This window comes from Spirosoma flavum, assembly GCF_042686045.1.
Lineage (GTDB): Bacteria > Bacteroidota > Bacteroidia > Cytophagales > Spirosomataceae > Spirosoma > Spirosoma flavum.
Map to the genome: position 1 here is coordinate 1 of NZ_JBHUOM010000022.1, position 15,735 is coordinate 15,735.

General features: G+C 46.2%; 12 protein-coding genes. 2 read left to right on the forward strand and 10 right to left on the reverse strand.

The genetic code is table 11. From position 1 onward, the window contains the following. Positions 1-143 precede the first annotated feature (143 nt). On the forward strand, positions 144-572 hold the full coding sequence (locus tag ACFS25_RS20300) for a hypothetical protein (protein WP_381504674.1): 429 nt from the start codon (positions 144-146) through the stop codon (positions 570-572). A gap of 143 nt (positions 573-715) precedes the next feature. On the opposite strand, the gene ACFS25_RS20305 is transcribed toward ACFS25_RS20300, so the two are convergent. From ACFS25_RS20305 to ACFS25_RS20345, 9 genes are all read right to left on the reverse strand, one after another. Beyond that, on the reverse strand, positions 716-1,357 hold the full coding sequence (locus tag ACFS25_RS20305) for a hypothetical protein (protein ID WP_381504676.1): 642 nt from the start codon (positions 1,355-1,357) through the stop codon (positions 716-718). A 240-nt stretch (positions 1,358-1,597) separates the two neighbouring features. Then, on the reverse strand, positions 1,598-2,170 hold the full coding sequence (locus tag ACFS25_RS20310; protein ID WP_381504678.1) for a uracil-DNA glycosylase family protein: 573 nt from the start codon (positions 2,168-2,170) through the stop codon (positions 1,598-1,600). 239 nt (positions 2,171-2,409) lie between these two features. Beyond that, positions 2,410-4,446: a BREX system Lon protease-like protein BrxL gene (gene brxL, locus ACFS25_RS20315; protein WP_381504680.1), complete on the reverse strand. Its 2,037-nt coding sequence runs from the start codon at positions 4,444-4,446 to the stop codon at positions 2,410-2,412. A gap of 20 nt (positions 4,447-4,466) precedes the next feature. After that, a complete protein-coding gene (gene pglZ, locus ACFS25_RS20320; RefSeq protein ID WP_381504682.1) occupies positions 4,467-6,953 on the reverse strand; it encodes a BREX-1 system phosphatase PglZ type A in 2,487 nt (828 codons plus the stop codon). Positions 6,954-6,980: 27 nt separating this feature from the next. Continuing rightward, positions 6,981-7,715, reverse strand: a complete 735-nt coding sequence (locus tag ACFS25_RS20325) for a hypothetical protein (RefSeq protein WP_381504684.1) — start codon at positions 7,713-7,715, stop codon at positions 6,981-6,983. Beyond that, a complete protein-coding gene (locus tag ACFS25_RS20330) occupies positions 7,702-8,385 on the reverse strand; it encodes a hypothetical protein (protein WP_381504686.1) in 684 nt (227 codons plus the stop codon). The genes ACFS25_RS20325 and ACFS25_RS20330 overlap by 14 nt, the downstream gene beginning before the upstream one ends. A 260-nt stretch (positions 8,386-8,645) precedes the next feature. Further along, positions 8,646-8,936 carry a hypothetical protein gene (locus ACFS25_RS20335; RefSeq protein ID WP_381504687.1) on the reverse strand — a complete coding sequence of 97 codons (291 nt, stop codon included), beginning with the start codon at positions 8,934-8,936 and terminating at the stop codon, positions 8,646-8,648. Positions 8,937-8,956: 20 nt separating this feature from the next. Then, positions 8,957-9,724 (reverse strand): hypothetical protein, encoded by a 768-nt coding sequence (locus tag ACFS25_RS20340; RefSeq protein ID WP_381504689.1) that lies wholly within the window; start codon positions 9,722-9,724, stop codon positions 8,957-8,959. After that, complete coding sequence (locus ACFS25_RS20345; RefSeq protein ID WP_381504691.1) at positions 9,724-11,907, reverse strand: hypothetical protein; 2,184 nt, start codon at positions 11,905-11,907, stop codon at positions 9,724-9,726. Before ACFS25_RS20345 ends, ACFS25_RS20340 begins: the two co-directional genes overlap by 1 nt. A 116-nt stretch (positions 11,908-12,023) precedes the next feature. On the opposite strand from ACFS25_RS20345, the gene ACFS25_RS20350 reads away from it, so the two are divergent. Next, entirely contained in the window at positions 12,024-12,179 is a 156-nt protein-coding gene (locus tag ACFS25_RS20350) for a hypothetical protein (RefSeq protein WP_381504693.1), read from the forward strand. Here the strand turns inward: ACFS25_RS20350 and pglX are convergent. Then, positions 12,144-15,701 carry a BREX-1 system adenine-specific DNA-methyltransferase PglX gene (pglX, locus tag ACFS25_RS20355; protein ID WP_381504695.1) on the reverse strand — a complete coding sequence of 1,186 codons (3,558 nt, stop codon included), beginning with the start codon at positions 15,699-15,701 and terminating at the stop codon, positions 12,144-12,146. The two genes, ACFS25_RS20350 and pglX, sit on opposite strands and share 36 nt — an antisense overlap. Positions 15,702-15,735: the final 34 nt, after the last annotated feature.

Genomic DNA, 15,735 nt, shown 5'->3' on the forward strand with positions numbered 1-15,735 from the left:
TTTGTAAGTTGCCATTTGCACCAAAGAACAAATCTTTACAAGCCTACTCACTGATCAATAAGGTGTTTCATATTTTTGTCCGTAAATAATTATCATCAACACAGTTCAGCCATTACCAGACAATTCATATAATAAGATAAAACATGAGAGAGCCAAAATACTATAGCTTGGACGACATACTTGATTTTGGAGAAGATTATAAAGGAAGACGCATCAAAGATATTCTTTCTGAAAACAGAAACCGCATAGACTTTTATTTTAAAGAGGTGGACTGGTTTCTAATGGCTGATGATCTTTTGATTGCCTTTGCAGGAAATTTTTCTGATGTGATGATTCCAGAGAAAGGTTCTTTAACAGGAAAAGCTATGAAATATAAAGATTACTTACCGATATTTAATGAAGAGAAACTCAAGAGATTTTATGAAAAATATCCGGATTTCTTGAAAAATAAAAAAGGTCTTTGGCGTCCAGGAGATAGAAATACTTTCAGTAGAAATTATCTAAGCCAGCTTAATAAAGATGCTTTTTCAGACGGTGATGGTACAGAAGAATGGTCCTTTTCTGAAGAATAAATTACGTTTATTGTGCATAAAATAGAAAATGTATTTTTATTTAAACAATAAGCTATAAAATACACAAGGATTTTATTTAAAGTATATAGAGCCTGACGATTTATGGTAAGGCTTTATATAGGTTTTGGTTGAATTTTTTTATATCAATGTGCTGTACTTATTGTATGCATGTATAGAAAATTACCGTTCTTATCTCTAACCGGAGTTTCAGGATTGTTTTTATGTAAATCTTCATGGCAATCTTTGCATAAAACAGTAAACGAGTTATTAGGTTGGTTCCATATTTGAGTATTTTGTATATAATATTCATGGTGAACATTGATACCTTTTATATAATGCCATGTGATATCTTTGTTTCCAAAATCCTTTAAACTCTTGAAATATGAGTCTTGAAACTCTGGGTTATTTAATGAAGCTTCCTTATCTACATTTTGATTAAATACAAATACAGCAAAGATTTCAAATGAGTCATTATCATTTTTTTTGTAACATAGCATACCCTTTTTTGAGTACTCTCTACTTAATCTTTTAGGAATATTACTAATGGCATTATAAACTGATGATACAGCAGAAATAGGTATCTTATCTTGATCGCCGACAAGTAAAGTGGCATAACTGTAACTTGGTCGAGGTGTTGAACGCATGGAGAAAGGCTTTACGAGTGGAAATACCTGAATATACCTCTGATTTGAGCAGTCTCTACAAATCCATTCACGTTCTTGTAATATCTCTAGCCTTTTCTTTTTCCATTCTGGTGACTCAAGCTGTTGCTGGTAAGAAGCCATATTCATAGTTGTTATTAATTAGCCGTTTATAAAAGTTATATTCTTTACGTTCGTTTTGAAGAGCACTTAACTTTGTATACCCTTAGTTATGTTCATTGACCGTTAAATGAACTCATTTTAGGTAGTTAATAATCTTGTATCATATTTGTTTTATGAAATGATTCATGAGAAGTAAATATTTTTATGAAAAAGGTTTTTAGGAGCATTTCTCCTTGTTGCCAGATGTAAAAAATTAAACTATCAACGTTTTTTTATTTTTTGATTCCAGTCAGCAACCATATAGTCAAATTTTTTATTTCCTACAGGAACCTTCGCAACCATACTTGGAGAGACCAATTGAACGATACTGGCTTTGTTGTCAATTCGTTGGACTTCAGCTTTCCATTCTTTAAGACTTGGCCCTTTACCCCAGGTAGAATATACTTTGACGTCTTTGTTAGCATTGATGATGCTAAGAATCCTGTCCGTATTGTAATCTCTAATAACTGATTTATTAATTATTTTACTGTCGTTATAGCCCTTCCCTAAAATTTTGTCGACTCTTTCTTCAGGAGCCCTGACGGTGTGGATTAAGTCCATACAAGCAATGCCCGTTTTTTCAAGCAGTCGTTTGAGCTGATCAATATCAGATACGTTAAATTGTTCAATGAACAGCTTGCTTAAGATTTTCCAGGTTTGATTACTTTTTCGTCCATAGTAATAGTTGACTGGCTTGCCACCCATTGGGTTAAACGTACCTAAAAAAAGGTACTTCACCTTCCAGGTCGGTTCGTAAAAATCTCTTTGTTGGAACTGATGATGAATTGTTCTCATGATTTTTATTTAGGTCAATATGACTTAGTTACTTGTGCATATGTTCATCCAGGAAGTTAAATGCCTAGATCGACTAGGCATGTCTATCTTTTCAACTGTTTACTAGATTGGTCAAGTGCCGTCGCTATTCGAAATGGCTAAAGTTTCCCGATAAATACGCTGACAAAATCGAAGTGTAGTCAGCAAACTTCAAACAGGGCGTTGGCTCAATTCAGCAATCACTTCCGGTTGAGAGTACATCACACTTTATTGATTTGCAAATAACTGATCTCACAAGCTCGGCATAAACGCTTTTCCGGCACAAATTCCGCAATATCATAGCGACCGCTTGTCTTTTGATAAATATCCAGACCCCGTCCCAAAATGATCTTCCAGCCATTGTTAAGCGAAATCGAACGGTCATGAAGGGTAGCATTGAATTCGAACTTAAAGTCAATGCCAAGTGGTACTAATGAATCCGCTAATTCAAGCAGTGATTTACGGGATTCCTCCACATAGTCCGGAGTATTGTTTGTCACCAGATAAAACGTTATTTCCCCGTCAGCTTCTTTAGTTTGGGTAACCGTTCGAATGAATTCCAGCAAATTGCGAAATTGGTGTGGGTGACGAATAAACGGGTCGCAGAGAATGATCTCGGTAGCCCCCCGCAGGTACTCACCAAACAGGCTATCGAATGAGACCCCGGATTGATTATCGCGAATAACAAACTGACCAGGTAAATGACTTGTCTTCAATGAGTGATTGTTTCTCTCAGATACGTCAGTCAGCGGTTTATCATCCGGACTAGCCTCTTGCGGCATAGCCGTAGCGGGCGGTGTAGTCTGTGGAAGCGTTTCCAGCGTATCAACTGTTATAACTAGACCGGTTGAGCGCACTTGATAACTGAAGTCAACGGTTTCAAAGGTCTCATCTAGTTTTACTAATTGTTCTTTGACCCGTTTTCGGCATTCAATCGCGAACTCCATTAACTCCTGTGCTTCCGCTTCCGTGCATTGCCCGTTCGGGTAGATGACCTTCATTAACCCGGAAAAGGTCTTACTGATGCCATCCTTATCCCGCGTAGTGATACTGTTCGATAAATCGAAGTAGGGTTTATAGGTATGGGTAAAGTCTTCTCTACGAAGTTCTTTCAGTACCTCCGCTAAATAATCGACATTAAAGCCGTAATCAGCCGTAAACATTTCGTTTCGGAGTTTATTCACTTCCCAGCCAGGCAGGTAGGCGTGCATCCGATCCAGGAACGCCGGGTCGTAGTAATCGCGTGGCAGGGCTTCAAACAAATCACTGTGCTTCAACATGTACGGGACCGAGTGATCCGTATTGCCCACAAACACCATGGAGGCCGCAGCGCCATAGACATCCGTGCCCCGCGAAAATGATTTATTGGCCATGTAGTTCTTCAATATGTCAACCAGTCCTTTATCGGTCCGCTTATCACGACCGGCAAATTCATCGTAGGTGACCACATCCCAATACCCGACCAGACCAATATCACCGGAACTATTGTTGACAAACAGCTTCGCTTTACTCACCTCACCGCCTGAAATGAGAATGCCGTGGGGCGACATTTCCGAGTAGATATGCGATTTGCCGGTTCCTTTGGGCCCTAATTCAACCAGGTTGTAATTGTTCTCCGCAAACGGAATGAGCCGGGCTAGCTGAATCAACTTGGAGCGGAATGAAAATTCATCGGGATTCAATCCCACGGATTGCATCAGCACATCCACCCATTCGTCTTTGGTAAAGGCAGCCCGAGCTTCTTTATAGCCCTCCAGATCGGCATTGGCAATCTGGATGGGCTTCAGGCTTTCAATGACCCAGGGCGTCGCGTTGGGCTCATCGGTAGCGGCTATATACGCCATCGTAACGATGCACCAAACCCCACTCGATAGCAATTTTTTATGCTGCCGGATGAGCTCGTCGCCAATGGGAACGCGGCTCAGGCCCAGATTAATAAACTGCGCTTCGTAGACGTCCCGCTTATCGTTCAGGTGAACCGAGACTTTATCAATGATCCGGTGACTGCCCCGCTCCCGAATTTGCGACTTGATGTACTGGGCTTCATCGCGGTGCACAAAATGCCGGGCAATAATGTCCCTTACGGTCTGTACCCCATTTGTAATGGTATCTTCATCGTCCGTAGCGCAATACTGCCCCAGCAGATACTCCAGTACATAGGTGGGCACAATGGCATTGCCCTTTACCAGTTTGGTCAGGTCTTTCCGAACAATCTTACCCGAAAAATGATGGGTTAACTTCTGGTCTAATGCTTTCATTAATAGGGGGAAGCGTGGCCTTAAAAATTGTCAAAATCATTAGTGAAGGCAATCGTCAGCAGGTAACTGATGGTCTTATAGACCTTCCATTTGCTAGTCGTCTCAATTGGTTCTTCAAGCCGTAGCTGGATGGTCTGGTTATTATAGAGACTACCGGCCTTCTGACTTAACTGAAACCGATGCTTACTCTCCCGCAGCCGTTCGGATGTCTCAATAGAATCGAACCGATACGTGAACAAATCAGATAGCGGGGTGCCATCTTCAGCCGTAAACGACGCCCGGATCTGGCGCGGCTGGATACGGTCGTTGACGGCTTCCTGCTGCCAGAATGAAATAGCGACAATATTGGTCGTGATACGCTCCGAAGAACGGATCACATCAATATCGACCAACTGAAGGGTATTCGCTTTTTTCTTGGTGAATTTCAATAAGGGCACGACCACCTCCTGCAACGAAGCTCCTCCGTGCACGTAGCGGCTCCCCGATCCACTTAGCCGTAAGCGTTGCCCCCCCTTCGGTAACAGGACGTTTACATCGCCTGCCAGGCCGATTTGCCGACCCTCGAACCGATGAAAGCCCTCGCCCCCGGTTAAGGCCTGACCCAGGACATACCGACGCGCTTGTTTCCACACCTGGCCCGACACGGGTGCCGCTAAAAAGTCCGTATCATCCACGGGTTGTTGTTGATAGAGAAACCCATGGTCGGCCGTAACCCAGATGTGAACGCCGTTCATGTTGGCTACCTTGCGGATGATTTCCTGAAGAGTATCCAGTACCAGCTCCGATTCATCCATAACCTGTTGTTCAGTGGCCAGGGTGTCGCCAATGCGGTCAATGCTGTTGTGGTAGATGTAAATGATGGCGTACGGTTTTACCCAATCCCGTCCCTCTTTATTGGCATTAAGGGCCAGAAAATCCTCCGCCTTAATCGCCACTCCTTTCTGTTGAGCCAGTACGCCCGAGCGGTTGTCGGTACCCTGTGTGGGCAGACCATCAGCCAGCACGCTATCGGTTCCGGGCTGAATAGTAAGCTGCGTTTGGGGCAAAAGAGCCGCCATACCTAACTGGGTGTACGAGGGCAGGCCCGTTACCAGGTACGATTGATCTGTGGTGTAGCGGTTTTCGCTTTGCATCCGGTCGGCCAGTTCCCGCCCCCACTCGTAGCGCAACCCATCGGAAATGATCACGAATGTTCTGCCTTTACTGAGCTGGGGCTCGGCATGATACCGAAAGAAGTACCGCTGCGTATGAAGTGGACTAAATGTCCACTCAGGAGCCTGGTCAATAACGCGCTGCCATTGACTGCTCAGGGGCAGTAGCCATTGATTGGTATAAACGGCGTTGATCTGGGTCATGACCTCATCCAGAACCTCATGCTGCTCTGTTTTTCGATAGGCATATAGCAGCCGCCGATAATGGCTATCCACCCGGTACAATCGCTCGGTATACCGCTGGGGTCCCTCCGTCAGCGAGTCAAAGGGTTCGTTGGCCCAGGCAGCGACCAGCGACCGAATCCAGACGGCATTCAGGAGCACATCGTAAAAATGACGATAGTCTTTGTACCAGTATTTGTTTTCGCGTTGCTTTTGAATGGCTTCTACCCGATCGATTGTCGCCAGTTCCGTGGCCACTGCCTGAGCCAGTTCAGCGATAATCCGCTTTTCGACCCCCTCAAACAAATCGTCGTCCAGCAAGGCATCCAGCGTGGTGCGGGGCAGGAGGTTGGGCAGGTTTAGATCGACACTAACCCGCCGGGAAAGCTGCCGGAAGCTCTCCTGGTAACGCATGTTAACGCGCCAGCGATTGATCAGTACCCGGGCATCCGCCCGCAGGGACGTCGATAAAAAGGGAGAATTCGTCTCAAACAGCGCGAGTATAAACTCATAGATAGCGGGGGTGGCGGAGGTATAGCCAAACCGCTGGGCTACCTGCTGCCAAAAGGTATCGGCCAGCCCATACCGGTTCAGTTCTGTTCCCAACCGGTCCTCCGTACCGGTTGCTACGGCATGAGCATAGACCAACAGCATTTCACTCAGACTTAAACTATCCTGGCCAAAGACGACCGCCAGCATACGGTTGCGAAGGCCGGCTTGCGTCTCGCCGGGCGGGATACCCAGCCTGGCCAGCTTTTCCCGTCGGCGGCTGTTCTTGAAAAACTCGATGTGGGTGCTGACAAACTCGTGGTAGTGATCGTCCAGCCCCAATTCCTGCATAAACTGCGCCTGTAGATCCGTGCGAAATACATACCCGGCCAGTTGAACATCCAGCAGCCAATTTTGCTCATGGGGCGGCTGAGCGTACGGAAAGTATAGGAGAAAGGGCGTGGTCGGCTGCTGGCAATGAAGCCGGTATTTAACACTAAACTCGTTGTTATTCAGAGTTACTTTTTCAATGCCTAGTAAATCAAGATTATCGACCTGCTCGGTCATTTCCCGGGTTTCATCGTACCAGAAAATGACTCGGTAGGTATCGAACAATTTCAGTAGGGATGCTTTCAGTTTGTCCAATTCGTAAATGGGTTTGGCCAGATGACTTTACTCGATGGCACAAAATTGAGTTAATAACCCGATAATCCGATGAGCGCGGGCCGTTGCAAATCGGGACGGCAGGTGTGCGTATATACCTTCTGTGATGTCCGGTCGGGCTAAAAGCCGGGCGAAGGTCTCCCGAAGATAGGTTTGTACCCAGGTTGATCCCTCACTTAGCTGAGTTGCTAGGTTCGGGGCATTGTCTAACACAAAAACAATATCTTCAAAATCACTGCTGAGCCGTAAATCGCGCCCGCCCCGTCCCGCCAGGGCTTCCAGTTTAGCCGCCAGAAAATAGGGTAGTGAAAAGATGCGAATGGTTGTTTGCTCGTCCAGTGCGTAGTCAATGGCCCGCTCGTAGCCTTCAATATACCATCGGTTGCTGAATCCTAAAATTTCAGGTTTCGTCGGCATTACATCAACCACGACGTGTTCTATGACATCGATGAGCATGCCCGGCATTCGGTAGCGGCAGATGACCCCGGACATGATATCATTTTGAAACCCTAAGGCCCGTAGTCGTTCATCTAACTGGCTGTAGTTTGTATAGGATGCCAGTTCAATAATAACATCCACATCGTCTGTCGGTCGAATGTCCAGTGTGGCGTTTTCATCGACATAGAGCGAAACCGTAGCCCCGCCAACATACACCACCTGCTCATTCAACGGCCCCAGCTGGTTAGCCACTGCTTTCAACCGGAGACGGTTGAGGGCGTCCGGGTGGTACTCAGGCGACAGCATGGTGTAATAGATGCTCGGAGAGCTTTTGAGTGGCGAGTTGTACCTCACGGACTCGGCCCACGCGTAGCATTTCTACCAATGCCACTAGTTCATACAGCTGTGAATCGATCAGGCAGGCCTGGGGAACGGTAGCATATAAGGGCTCAATTTCATGACCCATGACCGTCCCTTCCGGATCTGCCCAGACATAGGCCATCTGGCTCACGAACTTACCCGCAAGCGTGGGGGCTGAATGGGCAGTCGGTATACCCCGTACCAGCCCGCCGGGCTGTACGGGAAAAACGTAGCGTAAGCCATACCGTAAAAAGTCCAGCAGGTTCTGGCGCATCGGATGTTGTTTAGTAGTATCCAGTAAGCCAGCCACTTGTGAACGGTGCAGCGATTCGCTGACTTCTGAATTACTAATGAATAATGTCTGCGCTAACTCTTTCTGCAACCACGCGGTCTCGTCAAGCGCAATGATCTTGAGCAGCACGATCACATCAATTGGACGCATTCCGTTGTGTTTACGCATGGCATTTCTTGATTTGCAATTTGCGATTTGCAATTTGCGAATTGCAAAAATAAATAATTTATCTAACAATGAACATTCGAAAGCCAGTACTTTCATGCTCGTCAGCGATTGATTAATGCCCTGCGGATCGAGTTGCTCAACCTGTTCGGCCATCACCCGGACTTCATCGTACTAGAGAATGACCCGATGCTTTGTGAACAGGTTGAGCAGTGGTGAGCTGCGTGGATGTTGAGAATTGAGCTGTAGTACTAGTTGGTGCTGGTTTCGACCTATCTGGTTTAGCATTAGCAGAGGTCGATACTGGGCTGGTTTCATGCGTTGGCTTTGTTATAGGAGCCGGATCAGGCACTCATAACAAAAGCAATAAACATGGCGATTTGATTACATTAGATCGCAGTGGAAGAGCCATCTGCTCATTAAACTGGATGATGGCCTTTAGGGCATCCTTTGTCAGAACACCGAGTTATGGTATCTCCAGGAACTGTATCAGATTCACAAGTTATAGTATCACAGTCAGGCCTGATAAACGCTCTAAAAGCAGCTTTACTTGTTGCTACATCTGGATTGTGTTCATGCTTTGACAGAAGTAAGCCATTAAATTTTAGACCAGAATCGCGTAAATCAGGGTTGCTGACAATAATTCGGTTTATATGCTGTATAATCGAAGGCATTTCTTCGTGTAAGGCATCTCTTGTTTTTTTGTTCATGGCTTTTGTATTTAGGAGGATTACTTGATATAAATTCTTGTTGTTGTTGAGGTAGTAATTCCCGTAGTAGCAGTACTGTTATTTGGCGTCGCAATTGTCGTGCTTGCTACTACAGTCGCATACCCCTTCTGCGCGTTGGCACCTGGTGTGTATCGAATAATTGCCTGCCCATTAGCATCCGTTTTTGCCGTTGAGTTGTTATTCAGAAAATCGCCAATTGTCGTACTGGATGGTGATGTACTTTCCGGTTGTCTAACGCTAAACTCCACGGGATGTCCAATACTCGGTTTGCCTCCATTCTCTGTTCGCAGGCTTGCAGTTAATGTTGTTTTATTTACGTACGGAGACGTAACTGCGAATGAGTCAACAGTTACCACAATCTCGCTGGGGTAAGCCCTTTTAAAAGTAACCTTTCGGCTATCAGGAGCTTCTACGGTAAGAATCTTTGCCGTTACTTCGGCTGTTGTAGCAATCAAACTTTTCAATTGGGCAGCTGCTGTAAAGTCTTCCATCGCTGGCACGGCAATTGAATCTCCCTTTCCTCCTACAAAAAAGCCTGAACTTGTTTTAAAAATAACTGTACGCCTTCCGGGTGATGCTTTATCTGAAATACGCACTTTTACTTCAGCCGCATCGACACCATCGGCGACTTTATCATACACATCAGCGGAAATAAAACTTATTTTATCGGTCGAGGAAGGTGGCGTGTCATAATCATCTGGATTGAAACACCCGAAAGCGAGTAAACTGCCTAAAGCAATACCTGCTAGTCTGCGTATATAATTCATTACTTAAAGAGTTTTGCAATGCCGCCAAAAAGATCCTGTAACTCAAAGTCAATCGATAAACCTACGAAGGGTGAGAACCGGGCAGGCTTGTTGGCCGATAATGGATTGGGGTCAACCGCTTTAAACCAAACCAAACCGGTTGTGGCTCGTAGATAATTGCCCATGCGGAACCCAAGACCCGTGATGAGACTGTACTTATCAAAAAAATCTTGTCGCTGATTGTCAATCTTCAGGCTCGTTAACGTAACCCCCGACATGAACGATAGCCGATGCCACAGCGATTTGTGATGAATTAATCGGAAGGGGATGTTTTTATCAATGGGACGGAATCCAAACTGAAAACCCAGGTAAGGCGTGAAGTCCTGAATGGCATAGGTATTATTCCCTTTGAAAAGGGCTACGAAACCAAAATCTGGTGAAATTTGAAATTTGGCCTCGCTTAAAAAATTGAATACAGACGTTGACCCCTTTGCTATTGGCTCGGCAGTTAATAGACCAAAATCAATTGTAAACCTGTTCTGTAGTGTGGCGCGGGCATCAATCTGGCTACCTAGCGCATCTTTTGCCGCAGCTAGCTGACTGCGAATGGCTTGTAAACACGCTAGTAAACTCCTGATCCTTGCGGCCTCAGCACGATGATAGGCCTCTTCTTTACGGGCAAATTCCATTAAATCATCAAGCAGGCCGATACTGGTACTCAGGTTATCCGATCGGACCTGAAATTCTTCGAGCCTAGCAGGGTCAGCCGATGGGTCTTTTAAGCTGTTCAATCCCAATAAACTGTTACTGAGTATGATGGCATCTTTGTCGAAGAGGAGTGAAATGGTTCGCATTAGATCATCTTTCTGCGTCAAGTCCTTAATGCCCTTTTCTACACATGGGCACAAACTGGCTTGTGTTAGCAAAAAGCCTAAAGTAGCCTGAGTAGTGTCTAAGCAGGAGGCTGTTAAAGAAGTGGGCAGTTGGGTAATGGTAATGGAAGTAGATTTAATTGTGGAAAGTAGGGCAAGTGGATTGTATTTGTCCAGCTCGATAAACACATCCGTGCTAGTTTGTAAATCCGGAGTAAACTTATAGGCAAAAGCTGGATCGGCTAGCAATTCAAGCTTTCCTAAATTAATAAGAAAATTTTCAGGAGCGTTTCTTTTCTTACTCCCTACCGTATTGAAAATCTTCGCAAATATGTTTTTTGGAGTATCATAGGTAGCCAATAGCTGGAGGCAATATTTTCCTTCCTTAAAAGGCTCTATTTCATTTCCATCTGTATCTTTTCTGGGTAAATTAATTAAGAATATTTGTGGGATTTTTTTGCCTGTAAATGACGAGCCATTGGAATTAGTACCAGCACTATTTAAATCAAGCAATGGCTTCCCTTCTGGCACAAAAAGTAATTTATAGTAATCAGGTTTTTTAGTGCCGATAGGCAGCAAAGTGCCCAAGTCGAAATTAAGTTTAAACTGGGTAATTCGTCGTTCGTAATCAGGAATGGTACCCCGGGTAATTATTACAGGATTACGTGTTTTTGCCTTTGCTATTGAAAGGGCATTATCTCGTTTAGCCTGATCTATTAAATTTTTAGCGGCAGCAGTTTGGCCTGCAACAGAATCCCGTTTGCTTTCAATGATTGCACTACTAATTTTTAATACCTCATCATACGCTTTATCATCACGACCAATTAATGTGATTTTATACTCACGGCCGGGATCTAAGGGCGTAATATGAAGATAAAGGTCTACCTTCTTTCCTTTAATTACTTTTTTAGTTATTTTAATTGGCCGAACAAAAGGTACCTCATTCAGGCTAGCTACCGTGATCGATTTTTTTTGAGTTTTTCTGTCTTTTTGATCCGGGTAGATACTTCGTAAAAGAATATTACGGTCACGCACTTTAAAGTTATTTTGGCCCTGTTTTCCAAGCGGAGTTAAGGCAAAACGTTCGACACTGGAGGTGGCGGGCAGAGTTACTACCAGAAAAAAACACCGGTCAAATGGTAAGGGTTGATCAGGTACAAATACGATGGTGTCTAACTTGACCGATGGCCCTGTAGGACAAAAAACTTCAAATGATTCCTGACCTTTGGCTGTTGGCACAAAAACCACTAAGCAGATACAGATGAGTAGTACTTGTAGAGAATGATGTATGTTTTTTTGGCCAATAGCAGGAAAACATAAAGAAACGTTCATGGCAGCCGGAAAGGTGATCGAGTGATGTGCCAAAACTAGACAGCCACCCGATCATAAATACCGGGAAAATTCCCCTATTTACGCATTAAAAACACTGAAACAATCGCTCTTTGTCCATGCTGACGATCTGCCTGCGGGTTTCTCTATGGGTATCGTGGGTGGAAACCCGCGAAGCCGTCAGGCTAAATCAGGATGACGTTGTTAGGCTGACGGCTTCGCGGGATAAAGGACCACATTCACTCGTCCTCACTCCCACCGGCCTTGCCAGTTAACCCTTTAGCGGGGGCCAGGGCGGCACCGAAGCGGTTGTAGTTCACCAGTACGCCGTCATCCAGATCCATCGTGATGGGCTCTGTGGCGAGGGGATAGATGATGTCGCGCTCGTATTGGGCCAGCTCGACCAGAACGCGCTCCAGTCGGTCGGCTTCTTTCTGGGCGCGGGTTTTCTCCCCGGCTGTGGCGGTGGCGCTCAGGCTGGTCGAAAGCTGCTGCTGACGCTGGTTGCGCAGTTTCTCCTGATACTCGCGCAGATAGCCGTTGAGCAGCCGCGCTACGGTATCCGGGGCGTATCGGTGCAGGTAGATAAGCGCGCGGAATGATCCCTTTGGCGACTGAAACAGCCAGTAAATGGGCCGACGCCGGTACCGTCGGATGTGATCGTCGTAGAAGTATTTGGTGAACCACTTGCGTAGGTCTATACCGAGGCTGTCTTCAACAAAAGCCAGATTCTGATTGTAATCTCCGTCCCCGAAGCTGGCTCGCAGAAAGGCTTTGAACCGCGCGACGATGTCGTCCGAAAACCAGTCTTCATCCAATACGGGAATAATGTTATCGGCATCGGGACGAAAGGAGTCGGGGGCATGGGGCGCGAGACCGGGAGTAGCGTCCGCAATGAGTTGTTCGTAATCAGCCAGGGTTTGGCCCTGACTGGCCAGAATAAGTCCGGTTTTATCTAGACTGTAGCGACCGAACATGCAGCCGACGGCATAGGACACAAACTGTGCCATGAGTTCTTTGCGGTCGAAGGTCAGCTTGCCTACACTGTCTGGTTTAGCCTCCTGCCCCAAAATGGTAATATCGGTCGGGTCGACCTCAGGTGTTAGCTCGTCCTGTAAGCCGTAAAGGTCAATGAAAATGCGGTTGAGTGCCTCTTCATTCTGATGAAGCTGCATAAACCGGCCCTGCCAGTGGACTTCGTAGGCTTGTACGGCATTGGCTAGTAAACCGTCTGTGCGGTGGCGCAACAACTCACTTGTCTCAAAATCCCACGACGTCTCGCGAGCATCCCAATCACATTTGGCTATCTGAATATTATTCCTAGAGAACTCGTCTATTTTACTAGTATTTTCATCCCTTCTTTCAAAATCAAATGGCAAAGCTCTTATATTCCCTATTTGATAAGACATTGTTGGATTAAGAGCGTATAAAAAAGTAGATGCGACTTTAGAATTTAAAAAAGTAAAGACTTTATTGAAAATATTTTGAGATGGAAATGCTGATGTTCCCTTCACATCATACATGAATCCATGTGGTAGGTATCTGCAAGAAAAGTCATTTGTGCTAACATCCGACCATGTTATCCCAGAACTAAAATAAGGATTACTCTCCTTAAGTACAAAATCTGTGTTTCCCTTTAAATAAGGGTATTTATTATTAACTAAATCTCTTAATACAGCACCTTTATCTTTATAGTGAATCACAGTAGAAATATTGCCATACCATTTTTTATAGCCTCCACCTTTCATATAAGGAAACCACTCAAAAGAAGAATTGAAAGCATCTTGCTTGCTAATAAAGCCAAATCCCACGCGATTAAATGAAATTTCAAACCAAAACCTTAGAAATAATTCGTTGTTAGTAGTGAACATGCCAACACTGGGCTTCATAACGTCTCCAACTTTCTGTCCCGAAAAAAGCCTTACGGCTTCTTTAGAGAGCCAGTAAGCTATAGGCTCACCCGGAATCTTTTTGAAGTTGTTCTGCTGGATATAGTGAGTTAGAACAGTGTTTGTTATACCAGCGGCTTTTTCAAAAGTGTTCTTAAAATCAACTAACCGCACATAGTGTCCAGCGGGAGGTTCGTTGTATGTCTGGTTCTGAAGTGTAAAAGCTACATTCTGTACCACTTCACCCCCAATTTCAGGAAACGTACGTGGCCCAAGGTGAAGTAGTGTATCGATTAATATACCGTCTATCAATTTTTTGCGCAGCCCCTCATAACTGCTCAAAAACATCCAGCTATGCTGGTTAATCATACCCACATAGCCATTTTCCTGACATTGACTCAAGGCACTTTCCATGAAACAGGCCATCAAATCGGCCTTGGAATCAGGGTATCGGCTCTTCACAAAAGTTGAGAGTGAACCATTCATTGCACCGCCACCCATATACGGCGGGTTTGCTGCTACGCAGGTATGCTTTTGGGCGAGTAGTGCGAGGTGTTGCAGGGATAGAACGAGATCTTCGGCCAGTGGTTTACGGAACAGGTCGGTGCTTTGGCGGGCGTAGGTCGTTAGGACGTCGGCGGCAGTTTGCAGACTGTCAAGGGGTGTTTCTGGCCGGATGAGTGCCCCGAGGTTGTCGGCCTGGGTCATGGACGTCAGGTCGCGCACGAGGGTATCCAGAAACTGGCAACCCACTTCATTGAGCAGGCTGCGCCAGTCGGCTTCGTTGGTATGGGTCAGTTTGTGCAGAGACACCACGCGGGGCAGCGTACCCCGTTTTAGAAAACGGCGGTCATACTGCCGGGCTTTCATGCTCAAGGCAAAGGCGGCCAACTGAGCCGCCCGCTCGTCGATGTCGAAGCCCGTGAGGTTGTGCTGTAGAATCAGGGCCGGAATCTCAGTGCGGCTGTAGCCTTCTTCTTCGTAGATATGCACCAGCAACTCAAAGCCATAGACCAGAATATGGCCGCTGCCCGCTGCCGGGTCCAGCAGGCTAATGTCCTGCGGGCGGGCAATGGGCAGGAACGCATCGGTTGTTTCAGACGGGCTTTCAAGGTAATACGGCATTTTCTCCCGCAGACTGGAGCTTGGATGATTGCGCAACCAGAGTTTACCCACGGTGTTCTGCACCATGTATTCCACCACCCAACGGGGCGTAAAGAGCTGGGTAGCCGCCGGGATGTCCTCGGCTTTCACCTTGCTTTTGGCCGCAAACACGGCGTCTTTACGCTCGCTGATGTAAAACTGATACAGCCAGCCAATGACTTCCACATGCTGGCAATCCTCAATTGTCATCCCCTCCCGTATATCGCCCAGCACCGATTGGGGCGACAGCAGATCATCGGGCATGAGCAGCTCGGTATAGTCAGCCAGCGGCTCAAACAGAAATGGCAGGGCACTGTTGAGGGCGTTGCAGGTGGCAATCAGCAGCAGTTGATAGACTTCGTTTTGCGGGTCGCGGCTGGGGAGTCGGCCATCGAGCAAATCCATTACGCGCCGGGTGTCTACCGGCAGGCTTTCGTCAATCTGACCGTTTTTGGCTTCATCCAGCAGTTGGGGTGTCGTAAACCCATCGGAGGGCGAGACAGCCCGAATACCCGTAGGCTGGTAGTCGTTGGCATCCAGAAAGCGCAGGGCCACAAAGCGGTTGAACCAAGTATAGGCCACCCGTTCGATGAGATCATTTTTAGGGGTACGGGTGAGCTCATCCCGGAGCTGGCGCAGCGCGTCGGCCTGTTCGCGCAGGGCGGGCGAGTCGCTACCGAGCACGTAACTGAGTTTGGCCGTTACTTGGGTAATTAGTTTCCGGCGGGCGGCTGTCGCAAATTTCTTAAGGGCGTTGGTGTTCATGAATAGTGTCGCCGGACTAAAGTCCGGCGCAAGA